28 protein-coding genes are annotated in these 22244 nt (G+C 69.2%); 15 read left to right on the plus strand and 13 right to left on the minus strand.

The window, feature by feature from the left end:
• The first annotated feature begins 20 nt into the window (after window positions 1–20).
• Window positions 21–824 (plus strand): thioesterase family protein, encoded by an 804-nt coding sequence (locus AB0J91_RS00200; protein WP_363862188.1) that lies wholly within the window; start codon window positions 21–23, stop codon window positions 822–824.
• Between the two features lie 26 nt (window positions 825–850).
• Window positions 851–1537, plus strand: a complete 687-nt coding sequence (locus AB0J91_RS00205) for a haloacid dehalogenase type II (RefSeq protein WP_363862191.1) — start codon at window positions 851–853, stop codon at window positions 1535–1537.
• A gap of 19 nt (window positions 1538–1556) precedes the next feature.
• Here AB0J91_RS00205 and AB0J91_RS00210 read toward each other — a convergent pair whose 3' ends face one another.
• Window positions 1557–2156, minus strand: a complete 600-nt coding sequence (locus AB0J91_RS00210) for a hypothetical protein (protein ID WP_363862194.1) — start codon at window positions 2154–2156, stop codon at window positions 1557–1559.
• A 186-nt stretch (window positions 2157–2342) separates the two neighbouring features.
• On the opposite strand from AB0J91_RS00210, the gene AB0J91_RS00215 reads away from it, so the two are divergent.
• The 3 genes from AB0J91_RS00215 (at window position 2343) to AB0J91_RS00225 (ending at window position 5201) form a co-directional block, all read left to right on the plus strand.
• Window positions 2343–3635: a hypothetical protein gene (locus AB0J91_RS00215; RefSeq protein ID WP_363862197.1), complete on the plus strand. Its 1293-nt coding sequence runs from the start codon at window positions 2343–2345 to the stop codon at window positions 3633–3635.
• A gap of 164 nt (window positions 3636–3799) precedes the next feature.
• Window positions 3800–4654 carry an SAM-dependent methyltransferase gene (locus tag AB0J91_RS00220; RefSeq protein ID WP_363862200.1) on the plus strand — a complete coding sequence of 285 codons (855 nt, stop codon included), beginning with the start codon at window positions 3800–3802 and terminating at the stop codon, window positions 4652–4654.
• Between the two features lie 118 nt (window positions 4655–4772).
• Complete coding sequence (locus AB0J91_RS00225) at window positions 4773–5201, plus strand: OsmC family protein (RefSeq protein ID WP_363862203.1); 429 nt, start codon at window positions 4773–4775, stop codon at window positions 5199–5201.
• Between the two features lie 58 nt (window positions 5202–5259).
• Here AB0J91_RS00225 and AB0J91_RS00230 read toward each other — a convergent pair whose 3' ends face one another.
• Complete coding sequence (locus AB0J91_RS00230; protein ID WP_363862206.1) at window positions 5260–6282, minus strand: SDR family oxidoreductase; 1023 nt, start codon at window positions 6280–6282, stop codon at window positions 5260–5262.
• A gap of 251 nt (window positions 6283–6533) precedes the next feature.
• On the opposite strand from AB0J91_RS00230, the gene AB0J91_RS00235 reads away from it, so the two are divergent.
• The 5 genes from AB0J91_RS00235 (at window position 6534) to AB0J91_RS00255 (ending at window position 11062) form a co-directional block, all read left to right on the plus strand.
• Window positions 6534–6704 carry a hypothetical protein gene (locus AB0J91_RS00235; RefSeq protein ID WP_363862208.1) on the plus strand — a complete coding sequence of 57 codons (171 nt, stop codon included), beginning with the start codon at window positions 6534–6536 and terminating at the stop codon, window positions 6702–6704.
• 201 nt (window positions 6705–6905) lie between these two features.
• Window positions 6906–7913, plus strand: coding sequence for an NAD(P)-dependent oxidoreductase (locus AB0J91_RS00240; RefSeq protein WP_363862211.1), 1008 nt, complete (start codon window positions 6906–6908; stop codon window positions 7911–7913).
• Window positions 7910–8998 (plus strand): DUF1015 family protein, encoded by a 1089-nt coding sequence (locus AB0J91_RS00245; protein ID WP_363862213.1) that lies wholly within the window; start codon window positions 7910–7912, stop codon window positions 8996–8998. The genes AB0J91_RS00240 and AB0J91_RS00245 overlap by 4 nt, the downstream gene beginning before the upstream one ends.
• Window positions 8999–9098: 100 nt before the next feature.
• Window positions 9099–9254, plus strand: coding sequence for a hypothetical protein (locus AB0J91_RS00250; protein ID WP_363862216.1), 156 nt, complete (start codon window positions 9099–9101; stop codon window positions 9252–9254).
• A gap of 77 nt (window positions 9255–9331) precedes the next feature.
• Window positions 9332–11062 (plus strand): phospholipase D family protein, encoded by a 1731-nt coding sequence (locus AB0J91_RS00255; RefSeq protein ID WP_363862219.1) that lies wholly within the window; start codon window positions 9332–9334, stop codon window positions 11060–11062.
• A 30-nt stretch (window positions 11063–11092) separates the two neighbouring features.
• Here AB0J91_RS00255 and AB0J91_RS00260 read toward each other — a convergent pair whose 3' ends face one another.
• Window positions 11093–11434: a hypothetical protein gene (locus tag AB0J91_RS00260; RefSeq protein ID WP_363862222.1), complete on the minus strand. Its 342-nt coding sequence runs from the start codon at window positions 11432–11434 to the stop codon at window positions 11093–11095.
• Between the two features lie 229 nt (window positions 11435–11663).
• On the opposite strand from AB0J91_RS00260, the gene AB0J91_RS00265 reads away from it, so the two are divergent.
• Entirely contained in the window at window positions 11664–12314 is a 651-nt protein-coding gene (locus AB0J91_RS00265) for a UdgX family uracil-DNA binding protein (protein ID WP_363862225.1), read from the plus strand.
• A 25-nt stretch (window positions 12315–12339) separates the two neighbouring features.
• On the opposite strand, the gene AB0J91_RS00270 is transcribed toward AB0J91_RS00265, so the two are convergent.
• Entirely contained in the window at window positions 12340–12729 is a 390-nt protein-coding gene (locus AB0J91_RS00270) for an ectoine synthase (protein ID WP_363862228.1), read from the minus strand.
• Window positions 12730–12901: 172 nt separating this feature from the next.
• Between AB0J91_RS00270 and AB0J91_RS00275 the strand changes: the two genes are divergently transcribed.
• Complete coding sequence (locus AB0J91_RS00275) at window positions 12902–13114, plus strand: DUF2188 domain-containing protein (RefSeq protein WP_363862231.1); 213 nt, start codon at window positions 12902–12904, stop codon at window positions 13112–13114.
• Window positions 13115–13142: 28 nt separating this feature from the next.
• Here the strand turns inward: AB0J91_RS00275 and AB0J91_RS00280 are convergent, their stop codons facing one another.
• From AB0J91_RS00280 to AB0J91_RS00315, 8 genes are all read right to left on the minus strand, one after another.
• Entirely contained in the window at window positions 13143–14018 is an 876-nt protein-coding gene (locus AB0J91_RS00280) for a Rieske 2Fe-2S domain-containing protein (protein ID WP_363862234.1), read from the minus strand.
• A gap of 150 nt (window positions 14019–14168) precedes the next feature.
• Window positions 14169–14984 carry a polyphosphate kinase 2 gene (ppk2, locus tag AB0J91_RS00285; RefSeq protein WP_363862237.1) on the minus strand — a complete coding sequence of 272 codons (816 nt, stop codon included), beginning with the start codon at window positions 14982–14984 and terminating at the stop codon, window positions 14169–14171.
• A gap of 119 nt (window positions 14985–15103) precedes the next feature.
• Entirely contained in the window at window positions 15104–15685 is a 582-nt protein-coding gene (locus AB0J91_RS00290; RefSeq protein WP_363862240.1) for a potassium channel family protein, read from the minus strand.
• On the minus strand, window positions 15682–16809 hold the full coding sequence (locus AB0J91_RS00295) for an AI-2E family transporter (protein ID WP_363862243.1): 1128 nt from the start codon (window positions 16807–16809) through the stop codon (window positions 15682–15684). The genes AB0J91_RS00290 and AB0J91_RS00295 overlap by 4 nt, the downstream gene beginning before the upstream one ends.
• Before the next feature lie 251 nt (window positions 16810–17060).
• Window positions 17061–17528, minus strand: coding sequence for a hypothetical protein (locus tag AB0J91_RS00300; RefSeq protein ID WP_363862246.1), 468 nt, complete (start codon window positions 17526–17528; stop codon window positions 17061–17063).
• Window positions 17529–17741: 213 nt separating this feature from the next.
• Window positions 17742–18620: a universal stress protein gene (locus AB0J91_RS00305; protein ID WP_363862249.1), complete on the minus strand. Its 879-nt coding sequence runs from the start codon at window positions 18618–18620 to the stop codon at window positions 17742–17744.
• Between the two features lie 167 nt (window positions 18621–18787).
• Window positions 18788–19288: a universal stress protein gene (locus AB0J91_RS00310; protein WP_363862252.1), complete on the minus strand. Its 501-nt coding sequence runs from the start codon at window positions 19286–19288 to the stop codon at window positions 18788–18790.
• A 143-nt stretch (window positions 19289–19431) separates the two neighbouring features.
• On the minus strand, window positions 19432–20058 hold the full coding sequence (locus AB0J91_RS00315; RefSeq protein WP_363862255.1) for a hypothetical protein: 627 nt from the start codon (window positions 20056–20058) through the stop codon (window positions 19432–19434).
• A gap of 257 nt (window positions 20059–20315) precedes the next feature.
• Between AB0J91_RS00315 and AB0J91_RS00320 the strand changes: the two genes are divergently transcribed.
• The 3 genes from AB0J91_RS00320 (at window position 20316) to AB0J91_RS00330 (ending at window position 21726) form a co-directional block, all read left to right on the plus strand.
• Window positions 20316–20756, plus strand: a complete 441-nt coding sequence (locus tag AB0J91_RS00320) for a universal stress protein (RefSeq protein WP_363862258.1) — start codon at window positions 20316–20318, stop codon at window positions 20754–20756.
• A gap of 174 nt (window positions 20757–20930) precedes the next feature.
• Entirely contained in the window at window positions 20931–21425 is a 495-nt protein-coding gene (locus tag AB0J91_RS00325; RefSeq protein WP_363862261.1) for a hypothetical protein, read from the plus strand.
• A gap of 70 nt (window positions 21426–21495) precedes the next feature.
• The gene (locus AB0J91_RS00330; RefSeq protein ID WP_363862264.1) at window positions 21496–21726 is read left to right on the plus strand and encodes a hypothetical protein; all 231 of its coding nucleotides are present in this window, start codon (window positions 21496–21498) and stop codon (window positions 21724–21726) included.
• Between the two features lie 123 nt (window positions 21727–21849).
• On the opposite strand, the gene AB0J91_RS00335 is transcribed toward AB0J91_RS00330, so the two are convergent.
• A complete protein-coding gene (locus tag AB0J91_RS00335) occupies window positions 21850–22239 on the minus strand; it encodes a DUF2267 domain-containing protein (RefSeq protein WP_363862267.1) in 390 nt (129 codons plus the stop codon).
• Between the last annotated feature and the right edge of the window lie 5 nt (window positions 22240–22244).

The raw sequence follows: 22244 nt of genomic DNA on the forward strand, positions 1-22244 counted from the left end.
ACCAGCGAACGGATTCGACCATGACCACGACCACTTTCGCCGACGTCAGCCGGATCGACGAGATCTCACCGGGCGTGTACACCGCCGACGCCGATCCGGAGTGGACCATCGGCGGCAAACCCAACGGCGGCTACCTGCTCGCGATGCTCGGACGCGCGGCAACGCAGTCGGCGACGCACCAGCACGTGCTCGCCGCCAGCGCGCACTACCTGAGCTCCCCCAAACCCGGTCCCGTCCACCTCGCCACGGAGGTGCTGCGAACCGGGCGCTCGGCGAGCCAAGTGCGCGCCCGCATGACCCAGGACGACACCCCCTGCGTCGAAGCCACGTTCACCATCGGAGCACTCGCGTCGGACGCGACTCCGCAGTGGAGCGACGGCATGCCCGAACCGGCGTCCTTCGCGCAGCACGACTGCGAGCCGGTCAACGGGGCTCGCGGCGTGGCCATCATGGACCAGGTCGACCTGCGCATCCATCCGGACGACTTCGGTTTCAGCCGGGGCACCCCGACCGGCTCCGGCGTGCTGCGCGGATGGCTCGAGCTTCCCGAGGGGGAGCACTTCGACCCGATCTCACTGCTCTACGCCGTCGACTCCTTCCCACCCGCCACCATGAACATCGCGATCACCGGCTGGGTGCCCACCCTGGAACTCACCGCCTACGTTCGGGCGCTGCCCGCACCCGGCCCGGTGCGAATCCTGCACAAAGCGCAGCTCATCGACGACAACCGCGTCGACGAGTCCTGCTTCGTCTGGGACAGCCGCGACCGCCTCGTCGCCCAAGCCACCCAGCTCGCGGGCATCCGCCTCAACCCACCTGAATGACCACCACACCGGGACAGGAGGAAGTCATGCCCACTCGACCTCGCACGGTGGCGTTCGACGTCGTCGAAACGCTCATGTCCCTGGAACCGCTGCGGCCCCGGTTCGCAGACGCGGGACTCGCCCCCGAACTGGTCGAGCGCTGGTTCGACCGGCTCCTGCGCGACGGCATGGCCCTGACCCTCGCCGGTGACTACGAGCCCTTTCCCGCCGTCGCCGCGGCAGCGTTGAAGACGCTCTCCCGCGGCGACCTCGACGACGACACCATCGCCCACGTCCTGGCCGGGTTCCACGAACTCCCCGCGCACCCCGATGTCGAACCCGCCATGCGCACGCTCGCCGACGCGGGCATCTCCATGGTCTGCCTGAGCAACGGCACCACCGAGACCACGACCCGATTCCTCGAGCACAACGCACTCGATCACCACATCGACCAGGTCATCAGCGTGGCCGACGTCCACAGCTGGAAACCGCCGGTCCGCGTCTACGACCACGCCCTCAGCCAGATCGGCCGCGCCCCGCACGAGGTGGCCCTGGTGGCCGTGCACGCGTTCGACTGCCACGGCGCCAAACGAGCCGGACTCACCACCGGCTGGGCCGACCGCCTCGAAGGCGTCTACAGCGACGTGTTCATCCCGGCCGACGTCGTCGGACACGATCTCGTCGACGTCGCCCAGCGGATCGCCACGCTGCCCGAAGCCGGACAGGACTCGTGAAGGCGAGCGATCGTGCTGATCAACTGCTCAGCACGATCGCCACGACCGCGGCCAGCGCCACGATCGCGAACCCGGCCGTGAGCCCGATCAGGACCGGATGCCGCAGGTGCCACGGCACCAACCCCGGTCGCCGCCGCTCCAGCTCCTTGGCCGTGAGCTCACCGCGCAGCTCCACCACCGGGCGCCCGAGCCGTTCGAGCAGGCCGGCCAGCTCCGCGCCGTCGTAGGTCTCCTCGCGGATCGCCAAAAGCCGCCGCCGGTCCCGATCGACCAGGAAGAACCAGGTCTTGGCACCACCCTCCCCGGCGACCACGACCCGCACGCGCAGCACCTCGGCTACCTCCGCCAACGCCACCCGCCTCCGAGGCGCGCCGAACGCGGTCTGGCTGATCTCGTCCGCCGTGAGCAGCAACCGCGTCCGCAGCATCAGGACCCACACCAGCCCGAGCACGAGGACCGTCAACACCCCGCGGAACGCGTACCCCGCCCCGTCCGCCTGCGGCACGGGAAATCCGAAGAAGGTGAGGGCCCCGAGCACGGGGCTGAGGCACAGGGCCATGATCCGCCGCCACCGCGCCACCCGCACCGTCAGCCGCTCGACCTGCTCAGCAGTAGTCACGCGGGAAGACCTTAGCGGGCGCTCGCGATGCTGCTCCGACCGATGGTCGTGCTGCTCGACCCGGGATCCGAAGCGTGGACTGCGAACGATGACCTCCGACTCTGGTCGCTTCGCCGCGCCGGCGCTGGACTGAACCGCGACACCGAGAGACGGGGATGATCAGTCGTGGTGAGGTTCAACCAGAGGATGCCCGCCGGAACCGACGCGATGGCGGACCTAGCGGCCTTCCCGCTGGTGGAAGCGCTCTTCGGTCGCCGCTCCCGGCGCTTCGCCGTGGGCGCCGAGATCCCCGACGGCCCCCTCGCCTACCGCTCCCGGCACGAACCCCTTTCGCTCACGGAGCTCGAACGGATGCTCGTGCTCAGCGCGATGGGCGGCACGACGGGCTGGCACCACTCGATCACCCGGCACGCCCGCTACGCACCGCACGTCTCCAACTACGCCGGAGGAGCGGCCGGGCGCACCTTCCCCTCCGCGGCCGGGTTCCACACCGCCGAATTGTTCTTCACCGACGACTCGGGCCTCTACTACTTCCCCACCCGCGACGCGGGCGCACTGGTCGACCCGGCGGTCGAGGAGGTCACCCCCGAGCTGATGGTCGAGCGCCACCGCGCGCGGTCACAACAGCTTTCGACCGCGAGGCTGCACCTGCCCGCCGAGGAGCCCCACCTCGAGGGGCACAACACCTGGTGCGTCAACGTTCCCGGCTCGCTGCTGGTCATCCCGGTAGCCGACCTGGCACAACACCTCATCGCCGTGCTGTGCTTCTTCGTCCAGAACGGCTACGCGATCTACGACGACATCAACGACCGCACGATCCCCGGCCTCGACGAGTTCAGCGGACTGGTCGACGTCGACGAGCCGTTCCCGCTGACCTTCACCGAGCAGTACGCGCTCACCGAAGCCACGGCCGAGCTCGCGACCGCCTGCTACGCGGGTGTGCTGATGCTGCAGGCGATGGGACTCGGCGGCTGGATGTTCGACGGGATCGACCGATTCTCGATGCTCGGCGCCTCGGGCGATCCCGACGTGCCCGGCCTCGGATTCCGCTACGACGAGGACGAGCGCTGGTCGACGCCCAACCCCACCGGCCGCGAAGGGGTCTTCGAGGCCTACTGCCCACCTCACCACCCGGACATGAGGGCGGCGGTGGAGGCCTTCGCGGAACGCAAGTTCGGACCCGGCGGTCCGTTCCACCGCGACACGCCGGGCGCCTGGACCGACAGCCCCGGGTTCCGGGGGAGCGCCCAGGTCCACGACGATGCGTTCAAGGCCTGCGTGGCGCTCCAGGCCCAGTACCTCTTCGACACCTTCGGCAAGTTCCCCGCAACGGTGCCAACGGTGTTCATCCTCAACTACGTCCAAGCCCACCACCTCGACCTGGACTTCTACGACCACTTCTTCAAACCCGGCGCCTACCTGCGCACGCACGCCACGCACATGCGCGAGTGGCACGACCGAGGTCACGACGCCCAGTGAGGGGCGGAGCCCACGCTGACCCAGCCCGAATCCGCCCGGTCCACTTCGATTCGGACGCGCCCCCTCCGGTCGCAGCCGACCATCACCCTCATGGAGCACTCCCGGGTGGTGTGCCCGGTTGCGTAAGATCGCTGCCCGCGATCACGATCCACCAGGGGGGAACGATGCCAGAGCACCGGTTCGGCGAGCACCTCGATGCGTCCGCTGATCCGACCGGTTCCCGTGATGCCATCGGGCTTTCGAAGCACGAGGTCAACATCTCGCTGCCGAATCCGGCACGCATCTACGACTACGGCCTGGGCGGCGACCACAACTTCGCCTCCGACCGGGAGGCGTTCCACAAGCTGCTGGAGGTCGATCCCGACGCGCGGACCGTTGTCCGCTCCAACCGCGCATTCCTGCGTCGCGCCGTGCGCTTCTGCCTGGAACGCGGCATCACCCAGTTCCTCGACCTCGGTTCGGGCGTTCCGACCGTCGGCAACGTCCACGACGCCGCGCACGAGATGAACCCCGATGCCCGCGTGGTCTACGTGGACAACGAACCGATCGCCGCCGCGCACACCCGGCGCCTGCTCCAGGATCAGCCCAACACGGCGATCATCGAGGAGGACCTGCGCGATCCCGAAGCCGTGCTCAACGCACCGGAGACGGCGGGACTGCTCGACTTCTCGCAACCGGTCGCCTTGATGATGGCCGCGGTGCTGCACTGGGTCGGTGATGACGTCACCGACCTGCTCGCCCGGTACCGCCGGGGGCTCGTCCCCGGGAGCGCGCTCGCGATCAGCCACCTCACCGATGAGGACCTGCCGGAACAGATGCGCGAGGTCGAAGCGATCTTCGACGAGACGAGCGTTCCGGTCACCTACCGGCCCCGCGCCCAGGCCTCCGAGCTGTTCACCGGATTCGACATCGTCGAACCCGGAGCCGTGTACTGCTCGGAGTGGCGCTCAGAACCCCACGAAACCCTCGCGGAACCGGAGCGGACCAAGATCTGGGCCGCCGTCGGCATCAAGACCTGACTCCTCGCCAACCACGGGACCGTCGAGGCGCGACGTGCGGGCGGTCAGGTTTGGTCGGATGCTGGGGACGCTCACCCTCGGGGAGCGTCCCCGTTCTGTCGACACGGAAGGAACCGGAATGACCACCACGCGCACCGCACACACCACCTGGGAAGGCAACCTGGTGGAAGGAACCGGCACCGTGGCCCTGGACTCCTCCGAGATCGGGCAGTACCCGGTGTCCTGGCCGTCCCGCGCGGAGCAGCCCAACGGCAAGACGAGTCCCGAGGAGCTCATCGCCGCCGCCCATTCCAGCTGCTACTCCATGGCGCTCTCGAACGGACTCAGCCAAGCCGGCACGCCGCCCACCAAGCTCAACACCCGAGCGGAGGTCACCTTCACACCGGGCGAGGGCATCACCGGCATCCACCTCACGGTCCAGGCCGACGTGCCCGGTGTTGACGAGGACGCCTTCCGCAAAGCAGCCGAGGACGCCAAGGCCAACTGCCCCGTGAGCCAGGCCCTCGCGGGCACGACGATCTCCCTCACAGCCTCCCTGGCGTCGTGACCCCGCCGCCGGTGGCCGAGCGAGAAACGCCCTCGGGCCGGTGACTTCGGGCTGAACGTCAGAGTCGCCGTTGCCTCGACGCCACGGCAGCCGCCAACGCGGCCGCACCGACCGCCGCGAGGGCCAGGGCACCGTGGCGTTGCGACGCCCACAGCTGCCAACTGCGGGTCTTCGACTTGTCGTCGAACACACCCCGTGCTCCGTAGTCGCGGCCCGAATCTCCGTCGGCGGGTGCCCACAGGTTCGCGGTCCGATCAGGATCGGCGACCACGTCCGTCTGCTGGGCCGCGACACCGCAGCGGGCGAGGTAGCGGTCCAGAGCTCCCGGCGCGAGCGCGTTGGCGATCAAGGTGGCCACGGTGCTGCCCCCGCACCAGTACTCGCGACGCTGGGGGTGGTCGGCGGCGTGCACCACGGCCCGGGCGGCCACCTCCGGCTGGAAGATCGGTGGCAGCGGCTGCGGATGCTTCGGCAACCGCGACAGCACCCAGGAGAACTGCGGCGTGTTCACGGCGGGGAGCTGCACCATCGTCACCCGCACACCACTGCCCTCGTGCAGCAGCTCGCACCGCAGCGACTCGTGGAAGCCCTGCACGGCGTGCTTGGACGCGCAGTAGGCCGACTGCAACGGCACTCCCCGATAGGCCAGCGCTGAACCCACCTGCACGATCGTTCCTCGATCGCGCGGACGCATCCGTTCCAGCGCCGCGTGCGTCCCGTGGACGAATCCGAGCAGGTCCACTTCCACGACGCGGCGGAACTCCTCCGGAGCGATCTTCGAGAACGGTGCGAACACCGAGGTGAACGCCGCGTTCACCCAGACGTCGATCGGGCCCAGACGCTCCTCGACCTCGTCGGCGGCGTCGCTGACCTGCTCCTCATCGGCGACATCGACCTCCACGGGCAACGCTGCGCATCCGGCGGCACGGACCTCCTCAGCAGCCGCCTTCAACCCGGTGCCACCCCGAGCCAGCAAGGCCACGCCCCGAGCACGCCGAGCGTATTCGCGGGCCACGGCCCGCCCCACCCCACCGGTCGCACCTGTGATCACGACGACCTGTGACCGCGCTGCGGTTCGCACTCCCGCACCTGCCTTCCTGCCGCCGAAGGTGAAGTCACGATCTTTTCCATCGCGCAGCAGCACTCGCGCCGATCGCCTCCGGGCTACCCGCGAAACCGTCACCGCAACACCGGGCCGGCGGACGCGGGCTGGTTTGCGGCCATCGCCCCTTCGGGTAACTCGACGGGCGTTCGAGCAGCACGTGTTGGGAGGTAATCATGGCGCGCGGGACACGTGGCGAACACGAGCCGACTCCGGCAGAAGGTGAACCGGTGACGCAGATCCCCGCCGCAGGCACCGACGACGACACGTCCTACGACGAGGGCACCGGCGACCGGATCAGGCCGGACGCGGAGGAAGCACCGGAAACCGAACAGGGCGAGGGCAAGGCGACCCATCATCTCCCGGCCGACATCCCACCGGGCGAGATTCCGGAACGGTGAGCCCTGCCGCTCGAAGGCGGGGTTGATTTCAGTCATCGCTGACGCGACGACTCCCATCGAACGTGTGCCCTGAACGAGATGTTGACGCACCCGGAACGCCACCCGCACCATTGCGTCATTAGCACCGAGGTGCGCTATGGGCAACACGGATTCCCGCGTCTCCACCCCGCCGCGCGGTGCGCTGATCGTCTGGAGGGCCCGATGAGGATCCTGGTCGCCGACGCCTTCCCCGAGGAACACCGGAACCGACTCGCCGCAGCGCACGACTGCGTCTACGAGCCGGACATGACCGCCGACCAACTGCCCGCGGAGATCGCCGGGTACGAGTCGCTGGTCGTGCGCAGCACCCGCGTCACAGCTCAGGCGCTGGAATCCGCCCACGCGCTGCGGCTGGTGATCAGAGCCGGCTCGGGAACCAACACGATCGACAGCGACGCCGCCTCCCGCCTGGGCATCCACGTCTGCAACGTGCCCGGGCGCAACGCGATCGCCGTCGCCGAGCTCGCGTGCGCGCTGCTGCTGGCCATCGACCGGAACATCGCGGACGGCGTGGCCGACCTGCGCGCCGGCAGGTGGGACAAGAAGCGCTACTCGCACGCGCGCGGGATCTTCGGTCGTGACGTCGGCGTCGTCGGGCTCGGTCAGGTCGGCCTCGCGTTCGCCGAACGCGCCGCCGCGTTCGGAACGCGGGTGCACGCCGTGACCAAGCCCGACCGCGACCGGCAGACCCTGGAACGCGCCCAGGACATCGGGATCACCTTCGTCGACGACCTCCCCGAACTCGCGCGCACCTGCGACGTGCTGTCGCTGCACGTGCCCGCCACCGACACCACCAGGCGGCTCGTCGACCGGGAGCTGCTGGCGCAGGTGCGCCCCGGCACGATCATCCTCAACACCGCGCGCGGCGACCTGATCGACGAGGACGCGCTGATCGAGGCGATGGACACCAAAGGAGTGCGTGCCGGGATCGACGTCTACGCCGACGAACCCGCCACCGGCACGGGCACCTTCCGGTCGCGCCTCGCCGCACACCCGAACGTCTGCGGCACCCACCACATCGGAGCGTCGACCGAGCAAGCCCAGGCGGCCGTCGCCGCCGAGGCCGTGCACGTGATCGAGGAGTACGCGAAGGCGGGCACCGCCTTGCACTGCGTGAACCCGCAACCCCGGGAGTTCGCCCCGTCCCTCCCCGCGAACGACCGGTCATGAGCACCCCGCGCACCGAGGCGACCGACGCAGGAGTCATCGCGCGGCTGCCGCGCGGCCTCCGGGTGGACCGCCGTGGCGGCGAGAACCCGGCCGGTGCGACGCAGATCCGGGAAGCGCTCGACTCGGGTCGGTACCAGCGCATGCCCGGTCCGGCCGCGGTCGTCTACCGCATCGCGAACGAGAACCACCAGCAGACCGGTGTCGTCGTGGAGGTCTCGGTCGAGGAATACCGGGCCGGTCGGATCCGGCCGCACGAGGCCACCCAGCCCGACCGCGAACGGCTGCTGGAGGAGTTCACCGCGAAGTCCGGGATCGAGCGGACGCCCGTGACTCTCGCGCACTCCCCGGACCGAGTCCTGCGCTCGGTCACCGAGAGCGTCACCCGGACCGAGCCCGACGTGGACCTCACGGCCGCAGACGGCACGCGGCACACGGCATGGTTCTCCCGAGACGCCGTTCTCGCGCGGGCCACCGAGCTGGGCCTGCGCGGCCTCGACGCGCTCTACATCGCCGACGGCCACCACCGGATGGCCGCGGCCCAGCGCTGCGCCACGCGCCACCACGTCGACCCGGACCACCCGGCCGCGTTCACGCTGGCCGCGCTGTTCCCCGCCGACGAGATGCGGGTCTTCGGCTACCACCGCTGCCTTCCCGCGTCCGGTGAATCGGCTGCACGGGTGCTCGCGAAGCTGGGCTCCTCGGCGGTGCTGGAGAGGTGGGATGGGTCCTCGGCGGCGATCCCGGAGCCGGGTGTCGTGGTGGTGCGCTTCGCCGACGAGGTCTACCGGCTGAAGCTGCGGCCGCGCGGCCCGGACGGGCACGTGCGCACCTCGCTGGACATCGTCTCGCTCGACGAGGAAGTGCTGCCCGAGCTCGGGATCTCACCGACCTCGTGCGGCAACGGCCCGCCCGAGAGCTGCCGCCACCCCGCCGACGGGGCGGTGCTGTTCGCAGCCCGCCCGCCCAGCGTCGAGCAGATCATGGCGGTCTCCGACGCGGGCCTCCTGATGCCACCGAAATCGACGTGGTTCGCGCCCAAACCCGCCCCCGGCCTGTTCCTGCGCGACCTGACCGACCCGACGTGAACCGCCGATTTCCGCGTCGTTCCTCGGTCACCGATGCGTAGACCTTGATCTCGGTGGGTACGTCTGGAGGACGAGCACCCCACCGGGAAAGGACGAAGCCATGATCACGCTCGGAATCGTGCTCCTCATCGTCGGATACCTCACCGGTGTTCAGATCATCTGGATCCTCGGCATCGTCGCCGTCGTCCTCGGCGCCGTGCTCGCCATCGCCGGCCGCACGGGCCACGCCATCGGCGGCCGACCCCACTGGTTCTGAGCACGTGCAGCCCACCTCCGACCTCGAGAGGAGCGGCCGACGAAATCCGCTGCACACCCATCACTTCCGGCAGGCACATGACCGGAACGCGCAGAGATGCCCCGGCCCAGTGGTTCCTGACGCGCACCGAGCGCGGCAACCCGTGGTCGAGGCTCGACGGCCTCGGCCCGGGCAACGTCGCGTGGTCCGAGGGCAACCTCGCGCACCCCTTGATCGACGGTGCGGAGTACTTCCCCCGGCTCATCGCCGAACTGTCCGACGTCCACGCCGGTGACCAGGTCTACCTCTCGGCGTGGATCGTCGATCAGGACAAGCGGCTCGACGGGACCGGAACGACGATGCGGGCGCAGTTCGCGCGCGTGCTGCGCGAGGGCGCATCGGTCCACGCGCTGCTGTGGTGGCCCTACCTGGACCTCGACCACGACCTCGTTTCCGCCAACCGGGATTTCGCCTCCTCGTTGCGGGAGATGGGCGCCGGCGTGGTGCTGGACCAGCGAGTTCGCCCGGCGGGCTGTCACCACCAGAAGTTCCTCGTCATCCGGCGCCCGCGGCGTCCGGAGACCGACATCGCGTTCCTGGGCGGGATCGACCCGTGCCCGAGCCGGTTGGACGAGCACGAACATCGCGGTGACGGCGACGTCCAGCACTCCATCGACAACGAGCGCTACGGCGAGCGACCGGCCTGGCACGACGCGCACCTCCAGGTGCGGGGCCCCGCGGTCGACGACGTCGAGCACTGCTTCCGAGAACGCTGGCAGGACGCCGCGATCCGCCTGCGCGGGCCGCTCGCCCGGCTCCGGCGCCGCTTCGGCCCCGGCGAGCCCGAGGCCGAGGATCTTCCCGAACGGCTGCCCCGACCCGCTCGCAGCGGGCCGCACTCGGTGCAGCTGCTGCGCACCTACCCGACCAAACACCCTCCGTACCTGTTCGCCAGGAGCGGGGAACGCAGCGTCGCGAGGGGCTACGCCAAGGCCCTCCGGCGCGCCCGGCGACTCGTCTACGTCGAGGACCAGTTCCTCTGGTCACCGATGGTGGCTGAAGCCTTCGCCGCGGCACTGCGCCGCGAACCCGAGCTGCGCCTGGTCGCCGTGGTGCCCGCTCACCCCGAGAAGGGCGGCGCCGTGGAAGTCGCCACCTGCGATGCCGCGCAGGACAAGGCGCTGAAGCTGCTGTACGAGGCCGGTGGCGATCGGGTCGACGTCTTCGAGCTGGAGAACGACAGAGGACTCCCGACCTACCTGCACTCGAAGGTGTGCGTCATGGACGACAGCTGGGCGGCCGTGGGATCGGCGAACCTCAACCGCCGTTCCTGGACCTACGACACCGAGCTGACCGCAGCGGTGCTCGACGACCGGCGACCGGCGACCGGCTTCGCGCGCGAACTGCGCCTTCGGCTGTGGCGAGAGCACCTGGGACGGGAGTCCGGGGACGACTCGGGACTGACCGATCCCCAGAAAGGCGTTGAGGTGTTGCGCAGCGCCGCAGCAGAGCTCGACGCGTGGCACGAATCCGGGCGGAGCACACCTCGCCCACGTGGGCAATTGCGCAGCCACCCCCGGCGCGCGAAGTCCGCGGCAACGCGGTTGTGGGCGGTCCCCCTGGGCCGACTGATGATCGACCCCGATGGCCGTTCGTTGCGAGCGCGGCTGGCCGACTGGTCTCGCGGCCGGTTCGCATCGAGCCCGGCTCACACGTCCGACCACGCGCCGCCAAGCCCGGAACAGCCTCGTGAGCCGCCGGACGAAGCGGAGGTTGAGTCGCCCTCGCCACCCCAGGCCTCGGCCTCTCGACGAGTTCCTAGTCGGTGAGCGTCCGGGACGTGCCGGTCGGCTGGTGGATCAGTCCTGGTCCGACTCGTTCTCGCTCATCCGGGCGTGGACCGCGTTCCAGAGCGCTTCCACCTCGGCCTGGGCCGAGGCGACTTCCGAGAAGTCCTCGCCTGACCGCTCGTTCAGCGCATCGGCGAGACCGGCCAGCACCTGGGAACCCTTCATGCCCGCACTGGTGAGCGCCAGAGCGAGCCCGTCCGGAAAGCGCGGAGGCGAACCCGCCTCACCATCGCTGTCTTCGGAGGAATCCACCACGCTCCCCCAAGCCGCGTCGAGCTGCCCCAGAGCGTCGAGCACGTTGCGCCAGATCGTCAGCTGCTCGACATCGGGGTCCGGTGTCCGCTCGCTCATCGACCTCGTTCCTCTCGTGGAAGGACTGCGGACCGAGTCGCGAACCGGCTGCACGCGAGCACATCGGCCATCGCCATTCGTACCACGCTCAGCGACGTTGGCTCTGCCCGTCGACGGCTGCTCCACGTGCGGAGCGCGCTCGCCCCCGCTGTCAGGTGCTGTTCGGTTGCCGCTGCTGCGCTCGGGTACCCGAACGGGGTGCGCGGACACACCAGAACTGGAGGGACCCATGCCGCAGCGAGAAGCCGGCGCCGAGGCGTTCGTGCCCGCGACCGGTGGTCTGTCCGCGATGGAGAGCGCGGTCCAGGCCTGCCGGGGATGCGGCCTCCACGAGAACGCGACCCAAGCCGTTTTCGGTCAGGGCGCTGCTCGAGCTCGGGTCCTGCTGGTCGGTGAGCAGCCAGGTGCTTCCGAGGACGTGGAGGGCCACCCCTTCGTCGGCCCCGCCGGGCGCACGCTCGACCGGGCGTTCCGCGAAGCCGGTCTGCGCCGCGACGACGTGTACCTGACCAACGTGGTGAAGCACTTCAAGTTCGTCCCCGCGGAGAGGGGGAAGCGGCGCATCCACAAGAAGCCGAGCGTGGGCGAGGTGCGCGCGTGCCTGCCCTGGTTCGCCGCCGAACTGCGCCTGGTGAAGCCGGAACTCGTCGTCTGCCTGGGCGCGACCGCGGCCAAGGCGCTGTTCGGTGAGTCCTTCCGCGTCACCCGCAACCGCGGAGTCCTGCTCGACTTCCCGGAACGCTTCGAACTCGGCGAGCACGGCCCGGACTACGTCCTCGCGACGGTGCACCCCTCTTCGGTCCTGCGCGCCACGGACCGCGAGGCCGCGTACCTCGACTTCCGGAACGATCTCCGCACCGCCTCGGACGCGCTCCGGTGATGGTCGCGCGCCACCGCGGCCGGGCTCACCTGTCGGTGATCAGCGGGTACACGCCGTCCTCGTCGTGGACCTCCCTGCCCGTGAGCGGCGGGCTGAACACGCAGACCGCGCGCATCTCGGTCGTCGGGCGCAGCTGGTGGTGCTCGTGCCCGTCGAGCAGGTACACCGTTCCGGGACCGAGCTGGTAGATCTCGCCGGTCTCCTGGTCGGTGAGCTCACCTTCCCCGTGGGTGATGAACACGGCCTCGACGTGGTTGGCGTACCAGAAGTCGTTGACGGTGTTCGCCTGGAGCGTCGTCTCGTGCACCGAGAAGCCAGCGCCGTGCTTGGCGAGCACGAGGCGCTTGCTGCGCCAGTTCGGTGTCTCGACATCGTCTTCGGTGCCGGTGACGTCGTCGAGGTCGCGTACGAACACGGTGTCCTCCCAGGCCGAACGGTCTGGGCTCCCGCCCAGACCACGCAGCACGGTTCCTACCCCGGACGCGCCGTCTCGAAACCACGGCGGCTCAAGCGCGGCGGGGTTTGTGCCGCGCCGCAGCCGGGAATCACAGCGGTTGAAGTGGACCCGACGTTGGGGAGCGAGATCCGTGCCTGCAGGTCAACGCGAGACGGGTGAATGTCACGTGGTGCCGGACCAGCGCGCAGGTGGCTGGAAGGTCACCGGTGCCGGTGCTGAGTTCCACGTTCCACGGCAGTGCGACGCGATCGACGAGGCGTGTTCGCAGCTCCGCCACGGCGACGGCGGAGCGGTGATCATCCACGGACTTTCCGGTCAGGTGCAGGACCGGCGAACGATCTGAGAGGGGCGTCGGTGGTCGACCCCCGTGCTCAGGGCTGGGCGCGCCGGATCGAGATCCGACCGGCGCTCACCCGGGTCTCGTACCGCGGCTGCGGGAAGACGGCCGGGCCGTTGACGACCTCGCCGGTCTCCATCTCGAAGCAAGAGCCGTGCCAGGGGCACACCACCCGGTCACCATCCCGCTCGCCCTCCTCCAACGGGCCTCCGGCGTGGCTGCACACCGCCGCGATCGCGACCGGTGCGCCCGTGCGGGAGCGCGCGAGCAGCACGGACTCACCGTCGACCTCCAGCCGCATCAGCGCATCGGACGCCAGGTCTTCCTCCGCGAGGACGTCGGTGAACTCGGCAGGACCGGTGTGCGCCGCGTCGTGGTTGACCCGGACGCTCATGCCGTAGCTCAACTCGCCTCCGATGTGAGCCGCGATCGAGGACAGCGCGAAGGCTGCTCCGGAGCTCGCCTTGGCACATCGACGACTGCCCCGCACGCGTCCCACGAGGGACGCGATGTTCAGCACGAGGCCGCCAACGTTGAGCAGGGCGTGCGCACTCGCGACCCGCCTGGTCTCACCCATGAGGTCACGCCAGTCGGAGGTGCCGGTCAGCGCCGCGGGCAGGGTCGCCAACACCCCCACCGCAAGCGCGCCGTCCGCGGCCTCGCCGCATCGTTGCGAGCCCGTGAGCGACTCGGCGGCATCGAGGATCAGCGCCGTCGCCATCGCCCCCACCGGGACGTCGGTCAACGCGGGGTGCAGCGGAGCGCCCAGCCAGGTCCCGTCCAGGAGGTTCCTCAGCGGCATGGTCTTGCGAAGCGCGTCGCGCACCAGCGGCTGGAGCTTGTCCTCGACCGGGTCCAACCAGGTCAGTCGTCGCGCCAAGCGTCGTCCGACCATCTCCTGCTGAGGCATCGGCATCTCCTTGTTCGACATCCGCTCCGGGACTCATCACATCGAGGGCTCTGCCGGCGCAGGCGCTGCGGAGCGGGCGCCCACCCATGGTGGGTCGTAGGGCGCCGCGCCGCACTCGAAGAACCGGTGCGATCGACGCTGCAACACCCTTCAGAGCGTTGCGGCGTGGTCCGGCACGTAGGTGTAGTGCTCGCGAGACGGCCGCCGACGCCCGGACAGCGGCGGCAGAGCGGGCAGCTCGAACCGAGGACGCGGTACCTCGCTGTACGGCACGGTCGAAAGCAGGTGCGCGATCACGTTGAGCCGAGCGCGGCGCTTGTCCTCGCTCTCGACCAGGTACCAAGGGGATCGTGGAGTATCGGTTGCTTCCAGCATCTCGTCCCGAGCTTCGGAGTACTGCTCCCAGCGAGTCATCGACTCCAGGTCCATCCGGGACAGCTTCCACCGCCGCATCGGATCCGCGTTGCGCTTGCGCAGACGTCGTTGCTGTTCGGTCCTGCTCACGGAGAACCAGTACTTCCGCAGCAGGATCCCGTCCTCGATCAGCAGTTGCTCGAACACCGGGCACTGCCGCAGGAAGCGCCGATGTTCCTCATCCGTGCAGAAGCCCATGACGTGCTCCACACCCGCGCGGTTGTACCAACTGCGGTCGAACAGAGCGATCTCGCCCGCAGCGGGCAGGTGCGCGACGTAGCGCTGGAAGTACCACTCCCCGCGCTCCCGCTCCGTCGGAGTCGGCAGCGCGACGATGCGCGCCACGCGCGGGTTGAGGTGCTCGGCGACTCGTTTGATCGTGCTTCCCTTGCCAGCCGCGTCCCGTCCTTCGAACACGACCACCAGCCGGGCTCGCTCCTGCCGGACCCATACCTGCAGCTCGACCAACTCCGCTTGCAAGCGGAACAGCTCCCTCTCGTAGATCGCACGTGGCAACCGCTGCGGCCTGTCTTCCTGGTCACCACCGACCATGCCCATCACCTCCTCGTCAGAAACGCCGACCAGGCGCTGCCCAGGTCGGACTGCGGACGAAGACCACCGGACCGGAGTGGCAGTCGAACGTGTTGAGCGCCGTGTGCCGCCTCATGCGCTTACGCCTTGCCCGCGCGGTTGTCCGCGCTGGGACCGGCTGCTGCGTTTCTCTCTTGTCCCCTGCGCACGGCGTTGAGGACGGCCTGCAGGACGAGTCCGAGGAGGAGCAGGTCGGCGAGCATCTGGACGGCGACGACGAGGCGCAGGGGCTCAGCGACGGGGTGGATGTCGCCGAAACCCACGGTGGCGAACACGGTGATGGTGAAGTAGAGGGCGTCGCTGCGGGTCAGCGGTTCGGAGAACACCGCCGGGTTCGTCTGCGAGGCCAGGAAGTAGCCGGCGGAGAAGATCAGCAGGAAGGCCGGGATCACCAGGGTCAGCGTCTCGAGAGCCCGCAGCCCGGGATTGCGGGAGCGCACGATCGCGCGAATCTGCCACACGATCAGCCCGGTGATCGCCGCCAGCCCGACCAGCAGGCCCAGCAGCGTGTAACCACCGGGCCTGGCTGTGAGTGGCAACAGGTAGTAGACCGCGACGAGCAAGACCACGGTCAGCGTCGCTCGGATCGATACGACGATCACCCGTCGCCGCGGCGTTCGGGTGACAGGTGACGTCGGTGGCACGATGGTCGCGCCGCTCATGCCGGCGGGGTCGCCACGTCGGCGGGCTTGGGACGATGGGGGATGCGGAAGTGGCGGCGGGGTCGACGGCTCTGCCTGGCCTGCTTGTCCTTCTTGGTCTTGGGGGTCGCCGGTTCGGCGCCGAGCAGGGCCTCCACCCATTGCGCGCGGGGGTCGGCGTCGACCAGAACGGCCTTGACCAGCAGGGTGAGCGGGATGGCCAGCAGCGCGCCCAGCGGGCCGAGGATCCAGGCCCAGAACAACAACGCCAGGAACGTCACGGTAGCCGACAGACCGACGGAGTCGCCGATGAACCGCGGTTGAATCAGCGACTGGATGACCAGGTTGAGCACGCAGTAGACCACCACGACCGCGAGCGCGAGCTGCCAGCCGCCGGTGAGCAGGGCCAGCAGGGCCGGGGGCACGAGCCCGATGACGAACCCGATGTTCGGGATGAAGTTGGTGATGAACGCGAGCACGCCCCACAGCACGGCCAGCGGAATCCCCATGATCGCCAGCGCGGTGGTGTCGAGCACCGCGACGATCAGCCCGAACACCGCTGTGACCCCCAGGTAGCTGCGGGTGCCGTGGGCGAAACCCGCCAGTGCGGTGATCATGTGCGGGCGATCCTTCGCGATCATGCCTATTCGGCGGGCAGTGCCGCCGGACTCCGCGGTCAGGAACAGCAACAGGGCCAGGATGAACACCAGGCCGCTCAGGATCGAGCCAACGCTGGAGAACACTGCGCCGATCTGGTCGGCGAACTTGCTCAGATCCGCTGAGCCGGCCGTGTCCCGGGATTGGGCGGGATTGATACCCAGCTTGGTCAGCTGGGCGGACAGCGAGGCCACCAGCTGCTGTGCCTTCCCGGAATTCTCGGCCAGCAGTGCGCCGAGCTGGCTCACCGAGGCGGCCAGGAACGCCGTGAGCGCCAGCAACGACCCGAAGATGACCACGAGCAGTGACAAGACGGCTGCCCACGTCGGCCACCCCTTGCCCTCCAGCCAGGTCTTGATCGGGTACACCGCGATCACGATCACCAGCGCCAGCAGCAGTGGCCCGAGCAGCCACGACACCCAGTACATCCCGGCCACGGTGACCACCGCCGCAGCCGCCCCCAGCAGGATCACCACACCCCGCGGCAAAGCCGCACCCCCCGGACCCTGGCCGGGACCCGTTGGGCTCCCCGCCGATCCCTGCCCGCCGACGCCGGGTCGGCCACCGCTGTCCACCATCCCCGCTCGCTCCCTTGCTCCTCGAGTCGCGGAGCCACGCGACTCAGGCGACACACCGAACTCGGGTCTGATCGCCTAACCACGGCCGCAGGGCGGCGTGGGCGGCAGCGGCGGGATCCGTTCGGGATCTCGTGAGCTGCCGCCTGCCACTACTCGAGACGTCACCGCTCGGTCTGGGCGCTCCAGGTCGCGATCAGCGCGTAGATGATGAGCACGTCGATCACGAGCAGAAGGATCGACCAGATCGGGAAAGCCGGAAGCCAGGCCAGCTGCACGATCATGTTGACCGCCACCAGCCCGACCCCCACAGCGCGCGCCCAACCCGGGGCATTGCCCAGCAAGGACAACCCGGTCGCCAGCACGAGCGCGCCCATGATGATGTGCACGAATCCCCACGCGGCGAGGTCGACGGCCAAAACCGCGCCTCCGACGGAGACGAAATAGGTCGGGGAGAACAACGCGGCCAAACCTTCGATCACACCGAATCCGCCGAGCACCGCCATCATCACGCCGCCGAAGCGCACCCAGTCCATTCCCGCGCCCGAGCCCTGGATCGCCCCACCGTATTGCGAGCGCGGCTTGGGCACGGCCCCGCGGCCCTCCGCGGTCCGTGTCTGCTGCTCGGACATCGATACCTCCAGTTGTTCCCGACGGTCCGACTCCATCGCGGAACCGCACACCGCTAACGTGCGCTTGAACGATGAGTGCGGCCAGTGCCAGAAGTCCCAGCCAGACGGCCACCCCGGCCCCGCGACCACCTGCCCGGACAGACCTCAGCCGCAGGCTCTTCGCAGTCGGCTACGCGCTGGCTCGCTCATCACGCGCGGACGTGCCGACGGGCTTCAGCGCGCAACGATCACCGGGCAGGGCGAATGCTGCAGCAGTTGCTGGCTCGTCGATCCGAGCAGCAAGCCGGTGAACCCGCCACGCCCCCGCGCACCCACCACCACCAGTTGCGCATGCTGGGCGTGCTGGAGAAGCGCTCGGGCGGGTTTGTCGTGGGACACGTAGCGGTGGACCTCGACGTCGGGGAACTTCTCGCACCAGCCCGCCAGCTGCTCGGCCAGCCACCGTTCCTGGTCGGTCTGCGCGCTGTCCCAGCCCTCCCCCTCGGACCACCACGCCGCCTCCGCATCGATGGAGTTCCAGGTGCGCACCGCTCTCAACACCACACCGCGCCGCGCCGCGCATTCGAACGCCGTGGTCAACGCCGCTTCGCCGGTGGAGGACCCGTCCACTCCGACGACGACCGGGGCTTCGGGCACCGCTGTGCCGGGGCCGCGGACCATCGCGACCGGGCAGTGCCCGTGAGCGCTGAGCGCCACCGCCACCGACCCGACCACCAGCCCGGTGAACCCACCCAAACCCCGACTGCCCACCACGACCAATTGCGCCTCGTGCGACTCGTCGACCAGCACGGCCCCCGCCTGTCCAACATGGATCTCGGTCTCCACCCGCAGGCCGGCCACCTCCGACTTGGCGACATCGGCCGCCCGGTGGAGCCACTCCTTGCCCTGGCGCTGCGCGGCCTGGATGTACGGCACGGGAAGTGGGTAGCCCGGCAGATCGGGAAGGTAGACCAACGAGAGCACGTCGGCGTACACGATCCGCAGCCGCGCGTTCCTGCGATGCGCCTCAGCCGCAGCCCACCGCACCGCGTGGACGGCCGACGACGAGCCGTCGACGCCCACGACCACCGGTTTGAGACTCGGATTGCTCATTTCCACTCCCGAGAGGCGACGGTTGATGCGTCAGATCAGCCGATCTTCTTGGCCCAGGCGGCCATCCCTGTCCCGCAGTGCCTGAACGCCGAGTCGATCGACTGCTGACCGATCGGTCCACTGCCGAACAACCAGATGTGGCGTCCGAACTCGCTGCCGCGCACGGGTCAACCGAGAACGGGATCCACAGCTTCAGAAGCCCGTGTCCCTTCCGGACCGACTCCCCCGAGTTCGAAGCCGCTGGGGATGATCAGGACGGGACACCGCGCGTTGTGGATGCAGCGCAACGCCGTGCTTCCCAACATCGCACGGGTGCCGTGTCCTCTGTCGCCGAGGACGAGCATCGTGGCGTCTGCCGACTTCTCGGCCAGCACATCTTCCGGGTGCCCTTCCACGAGCTCTTCACGCAACTCGGGCGTGGACGCGCCCGCCAGGCACTCCTCGACGACGCGGTTCAGTTCCCGCCAGTGCCGATCACGAACCTCGTGGGGCGCCAGCCTGGGGTTCATCATCAGCGGGGCGGGGCCGGCCAGCACCGAGTGCGACTGCCACACCATGATCACGACGACCGAAGCGCCACGCGCGCGTGCCTCCCGCAACGCCCACTCCAGCGCACGACGACTCGCCTCCGAGCCATCCACGCCTACGACGAACTTGCTCGCGATCACAGCGATCTCCTCGCTCCGATGACCTCGCCCCGCGGAGAAGGGCCGCCCGCGGAGGGCTGCTTCCGACTCAAGAGTGGGCTTCGCACCGCACTCGGATAAGGGCATTTGGTCGTGGTGCGGACCTCACCGCGGGTCGTCAATCGTCAGCCCCGTCCCGGCCCGGTCCAATCGGACTCGACGTGCGCCCACTCCCACTCCCAGCGACGCCGGGCCCAACCGTCGGCGACCGCGCGAACGGTCTTCATGATCCCGGCGCAGCCGAGGAGGCCCAGAACGAGCACACCGACCGCGGTGCCCGTCGCTGATGCGCTGCTGGTGGCCTCCGTCGGCGGGGTCGGCGCCACGCGGTCAGCACCGTCGACCGACACCGGCACGCGACTGCCCACGTGGCTGCTGGAGGGCACCTCGGCACGCTCAGCGCGCGGGCGGCCGTCGTGGCCCGTCCACCGGACATCAGCGCGCACGCTCGCACCTCCGCCGGATTCGGAGCCGACCACCTCAGGGGCTGAGGTCACAACGGCGTCGACCATCCGGTGGTTGCTCATCGCAGCGGCGGCTTCCCGTCGTTGGGCGGCGTACTCGGACTCGCCGGAGGACAGGGCCAGCAGGGGCACGACGGTCAGCGCCGCGACGAGCAGCCCGAGCATGGCCACGGCCACGGCCACATCCACCGGACGCCGCACCGGGTTTCGCCGCATCCCCAGCGCGTGCACGAGCCAGCTGATGCCCGCGAACCGGTACCGCTCCTGCATTCCCCTCTGCTCCCCCATGACGAACTCCGGGTGCACGGCACACGGTGAGCACCATCGGACATCAACAACAGGGCATTTCTTCCCTTTCACCAGCGTGATCACGAAAAACGCTGCCACTTGATTACTTTCGACCATGCCGGGAAACCGGAGAAGCCCCACCATCACAGTGGGGCCGCCGTCCGAGCGCCCGTAGCGGCCCACGACCGGCACGCAGGATCGAACCGCTGTTCGCCGACGACACGAGCCGGGGCATCCGAGACACCCGGGAGGCTGCGATGGACCAACAGCACCAGTACACGATCGTGGTCGGCGTGGACGGCTCGCCCGCGTCGAAGTCAGCGCTGCGCTGGGCGGCTTGGCACGCCGACCAACTCGGCGGGACTCTCGCCACCCTCATGACCTGGGACGTCCCGCTGATCTACAACTGGGAAGTCCCCGACAGCGACGACATCTCCCGGCGCACCGCCGCAGCACTGGACCAGATCATCACTGACGTCCTCGACCCGGACTCCGACCTCGCGGTCAGCAAGAACGTCGCCAACGGTCACCCGGCGAGCGCTCTGCTGGACCTGGCCGAGGAGGTGGGTGCCGACCTGATCGCGGTCGGCCACCGCGGGCACGGCGGCTTCACCGAAGCCCTGCTGGGCTCGGTCAGCCAGCACGTCGTCCACCACGCGCGCTGCCCGGTGGTCGTGGTCCGCGACAACTCCCGATGACCGCGCGGCGCCACCACCACCTCGCCCGCGGGGACGACCTCAGCAGCGAGGGCGCAGAGCTGTTCCGAGATCGCCCGCGTGGTAGCGGCAGCGCGTTCTTCGAGGTCACGCACGAACCGGCCGAGAAAGGAAATGATCGTGGAGACACCACCGACTAGCATCTCACGGCGGAAGTTGCTGTCGATCTACCTCAACGACCACCTCGCCGGCGCCACCGGTGGCGTGGAGCTGGCCGCTCGTGCCGCGCGTGCCAACCGGGGACGAACACCCGACATCTCGGCGCGCGTCAGGGCGTTGAGCGAGGAAATACAGTCCGATCGCCGAAGTCTGCGGAACATCATGGCCGTGCTCGGCACCAGAACCGCGCACTACAAGGTCTTCGCGGCGTGGTTGGGCGAAAAGGCCGGTCGGTTCAAACCGAACGCAGGGGTGTTCCGGCGCTCGCCGCTCAGCGCGTTGATCGAGATCGAAGCCCTCTACTTGGGAGTGCAGGGGAAGACGACCGCTTGGCGGACCCTCCTCGCGGCTGCCGAGCAGGAACCCGACCTCGACGCGCAACACCTGCGAACGCTGCTCGATCGCGCCCAGCAGCAGCTCACCGAGCTCGAGGACCTGCACCACGAGATCGCCACGCAGGTGTACGGCGCGCGCGGACACCGGCCGTCGTGACCGGGTTTGGCCATCTCCGCTGCTGCCAACCCAATGGGTGCGAGCGGAAATCCGCGACTAGGAGGATCCCATGGCCGGCGAACCTGAAAGCCCGGTGAAGGACAAGAACTACAACCTCATCACCGTGTTGCAGCTGTCCTTGCACCACGCGTGGATGCTGGAGCAGTACGTCAAGGATGCCGAGTCGCAAGGCGACGAGGAACTCGCCAAATGGCTGCACCGGATTCAGGAGAACAACGTGAAGGCCGGTGAGCAGGGCAAGGAGATGCTGCTGAAGCGACTGCAGCACGAGAACGGTTGAGAGCAATCAGCCCCACAAGAAGCGCTGGACCGCGGTGCCCCGGAGAACCGGGGCACCACCTCTTCTCCGGGCGGATGACGAGAGGGCGGGCCCGCTGGCCAAATGCGGGCCCCCAGCCGCCCGTCAGGCCAGTTCAGGGTGACCGAAGAACGTGGCGAAACCGCTGGGCAGTTGGCTGAGAACGTGGTTGAGCTCGCCGCCATCGATGCTCTCGGTCACCGTGGTGAGCACGGCGCTGACGTCCCAACGGGCCGTCTCGGTGCTCGCTCCTCCCAAGCGCGCGGCGACTGCGCCGGCGAACTCGTCCGGTGACAGGTCGTGCATGGGGCGTTCCTCCGAGCGCACGGCGTCGGCCAGATCACCGGGGAGTTGCGCGGCGAGGTCCTCGGCCTCCTCAGCGGTGATGCGGGCACCCAGCACACCCAGAACACAACGCGTGACGTGGTCGGCGCGCTCGGTCGACTCGTACTCGCCGAGCCGGCGGACGTTCGCGATGAACTCGTCGTACTTCATGACGT

Source organism: Saccharopolyspora sp. NPDC049357, from assembly GCF_040677225.1.
GTDB lineage: Bacteria > Actinomycetota > Actinomycetes > Mycobacteriales > Pseudonocardiaceae > Saccharopolyspora.

Bases quoted from the DNA above. Each gene is read 5' to 3' on its own strand.
- AB0J91_RS00250 (WP_363862216.1), top strand. From the start codon at position 9,099: ATGATCACGCTCGGAATCGTGCTCCTCATCGTCGGATACCTCACCGGT.
- AB0J91_RS00220 (WP_363862200.1), top strand. From the start codon at position 3,800: ATGCCAGAGCACCGGTTCGGCGAGCACCTCGATGCGTCCGCTGATCCG.
- AB0J91_RS00240 (WP_363862211.1), top strand. From the start codon at position 6,906: ATGAGGATCCTGGTCGCCGACGCCTTCCCCGAGGAACACCGGAACCGA.
- AB0J91_RS00255 (WP_363862219.1), top strand. From the start codon at position 9,332: ATGACCGGAACGCGCAGAGATGCCCCGGCCCAGTGGTTCCTGACGCGC.
- AB0J91_RS00305 (WP_363862249.1), bottom strand. From the start codon at position 18,620: ATGAGCAATCCGAGTCTCAAACCGGTGGTCGTGGGCGTCGACGGCTCG.
- AB0J91_RS00320 (WP_363862258.1), top strand. From the start codon at position 20,316: ATGGACCAACAGCACCAGTACACGATCGTGGTCGGCGTGGACGGCTCG.
- AB0J91_RS00330 (WP_363862264.1), top strand. From the start codon at position 21,496: ATGGCCGGCGAACCTGAAAGCCCGGTGAAGGACAAGAACTACAACCTC.
- AB0J91_RS00215 (WP_363862197.1), top strand. From the start codon at position 2,343: ATGCCCGCCGGAACCGACGCGATGGCGGACCTAGCGGCCTTCCCGCTG.
- AB0J91_RS00245 (WP_363862213.1), top strand. From the start codon at position 7,910: ATGAGCACCCCGCGCACCGAGGCGACCGACGCAGGAGTCATCGCGCGG.
- AB0J91_RS00290 (WP_363862240.1), bottom strand. From the start codon at position 15,685: ATGAGCGGCGCGACCATCGTGCCACCGACGTCACCTGTCACCCGAACG.
- AB0J91_RS00225 (WP_363862203.1), top strand. From the start codon at position 4,773: ATGACCACCACGCGCACCGCACACACCACCTGGGAAGGCAACCTGGTG.
- AB0J91_RS00265 (WP_363862225.1), top strand. From the start codon at position 11,664: ATGCCGCAGCGAGAAGCCGGCGCCGAGGCGTTCGTGCCCGCGACCGGT.
- AB0J91_RS00205 (WP_363862191.1), top strand. From the start codon at position 851: ATGCCCACTCGACCTCGCACGGTGGCGTTCGACGTCGTCGAAACGCTC.
- AB0J91_RS00260 (WP_363862222.1), bottom strand. From the start codon at position 11,434: ATGAGCGAGCGGACACCGGACCCCGATGTCGAGCAGCTGACGATCTGG.
- AB0J91_RS00280 (WP_363862234.1), bottom strand. From the start codon at position 14,018: ATGCCTCAGCAGGAGATGGTCGGACGACGCTTGGCGCGACGACTGACC.
- ppk2 (WP_363862237.1), bottom strand. From the start codon at position 14,984: ATGGTCGGTGGTGACCAGGAAGACAGGCCGCAGCGGTTGCCACGTGCG.
- AB0J91_RS00335 (WP_363862267.1), bottom strand. From the start codon at position 22,239: ATGAAGTACGACGAGTTCATCGCGAACGTCCGCCGGCTCGGCGAGTAC.
- AB0J91_RS00315 (WP_363862255.1), bottom strand. From the start codon at position 20,058: ATGGGGGAGCAGAGGGGAATGCAGGAGCGGTACCGGTTCGCGGGCATC.
- AB0J91_RS00200 (WP_363862188.1), top strand. From the start codon at position 21: ATGACCACGACCACTTTCGCCGACGTCAGCCGGATCGACGAGATCTCA.
- AB0J91_RS00300 (WP_363862246.1), bottom strand. From the start codon at position 17,528: ATGTCCGAGCAGCAGACACGGACCGCGGAGGGCCGCGGGGCCGTGCCC.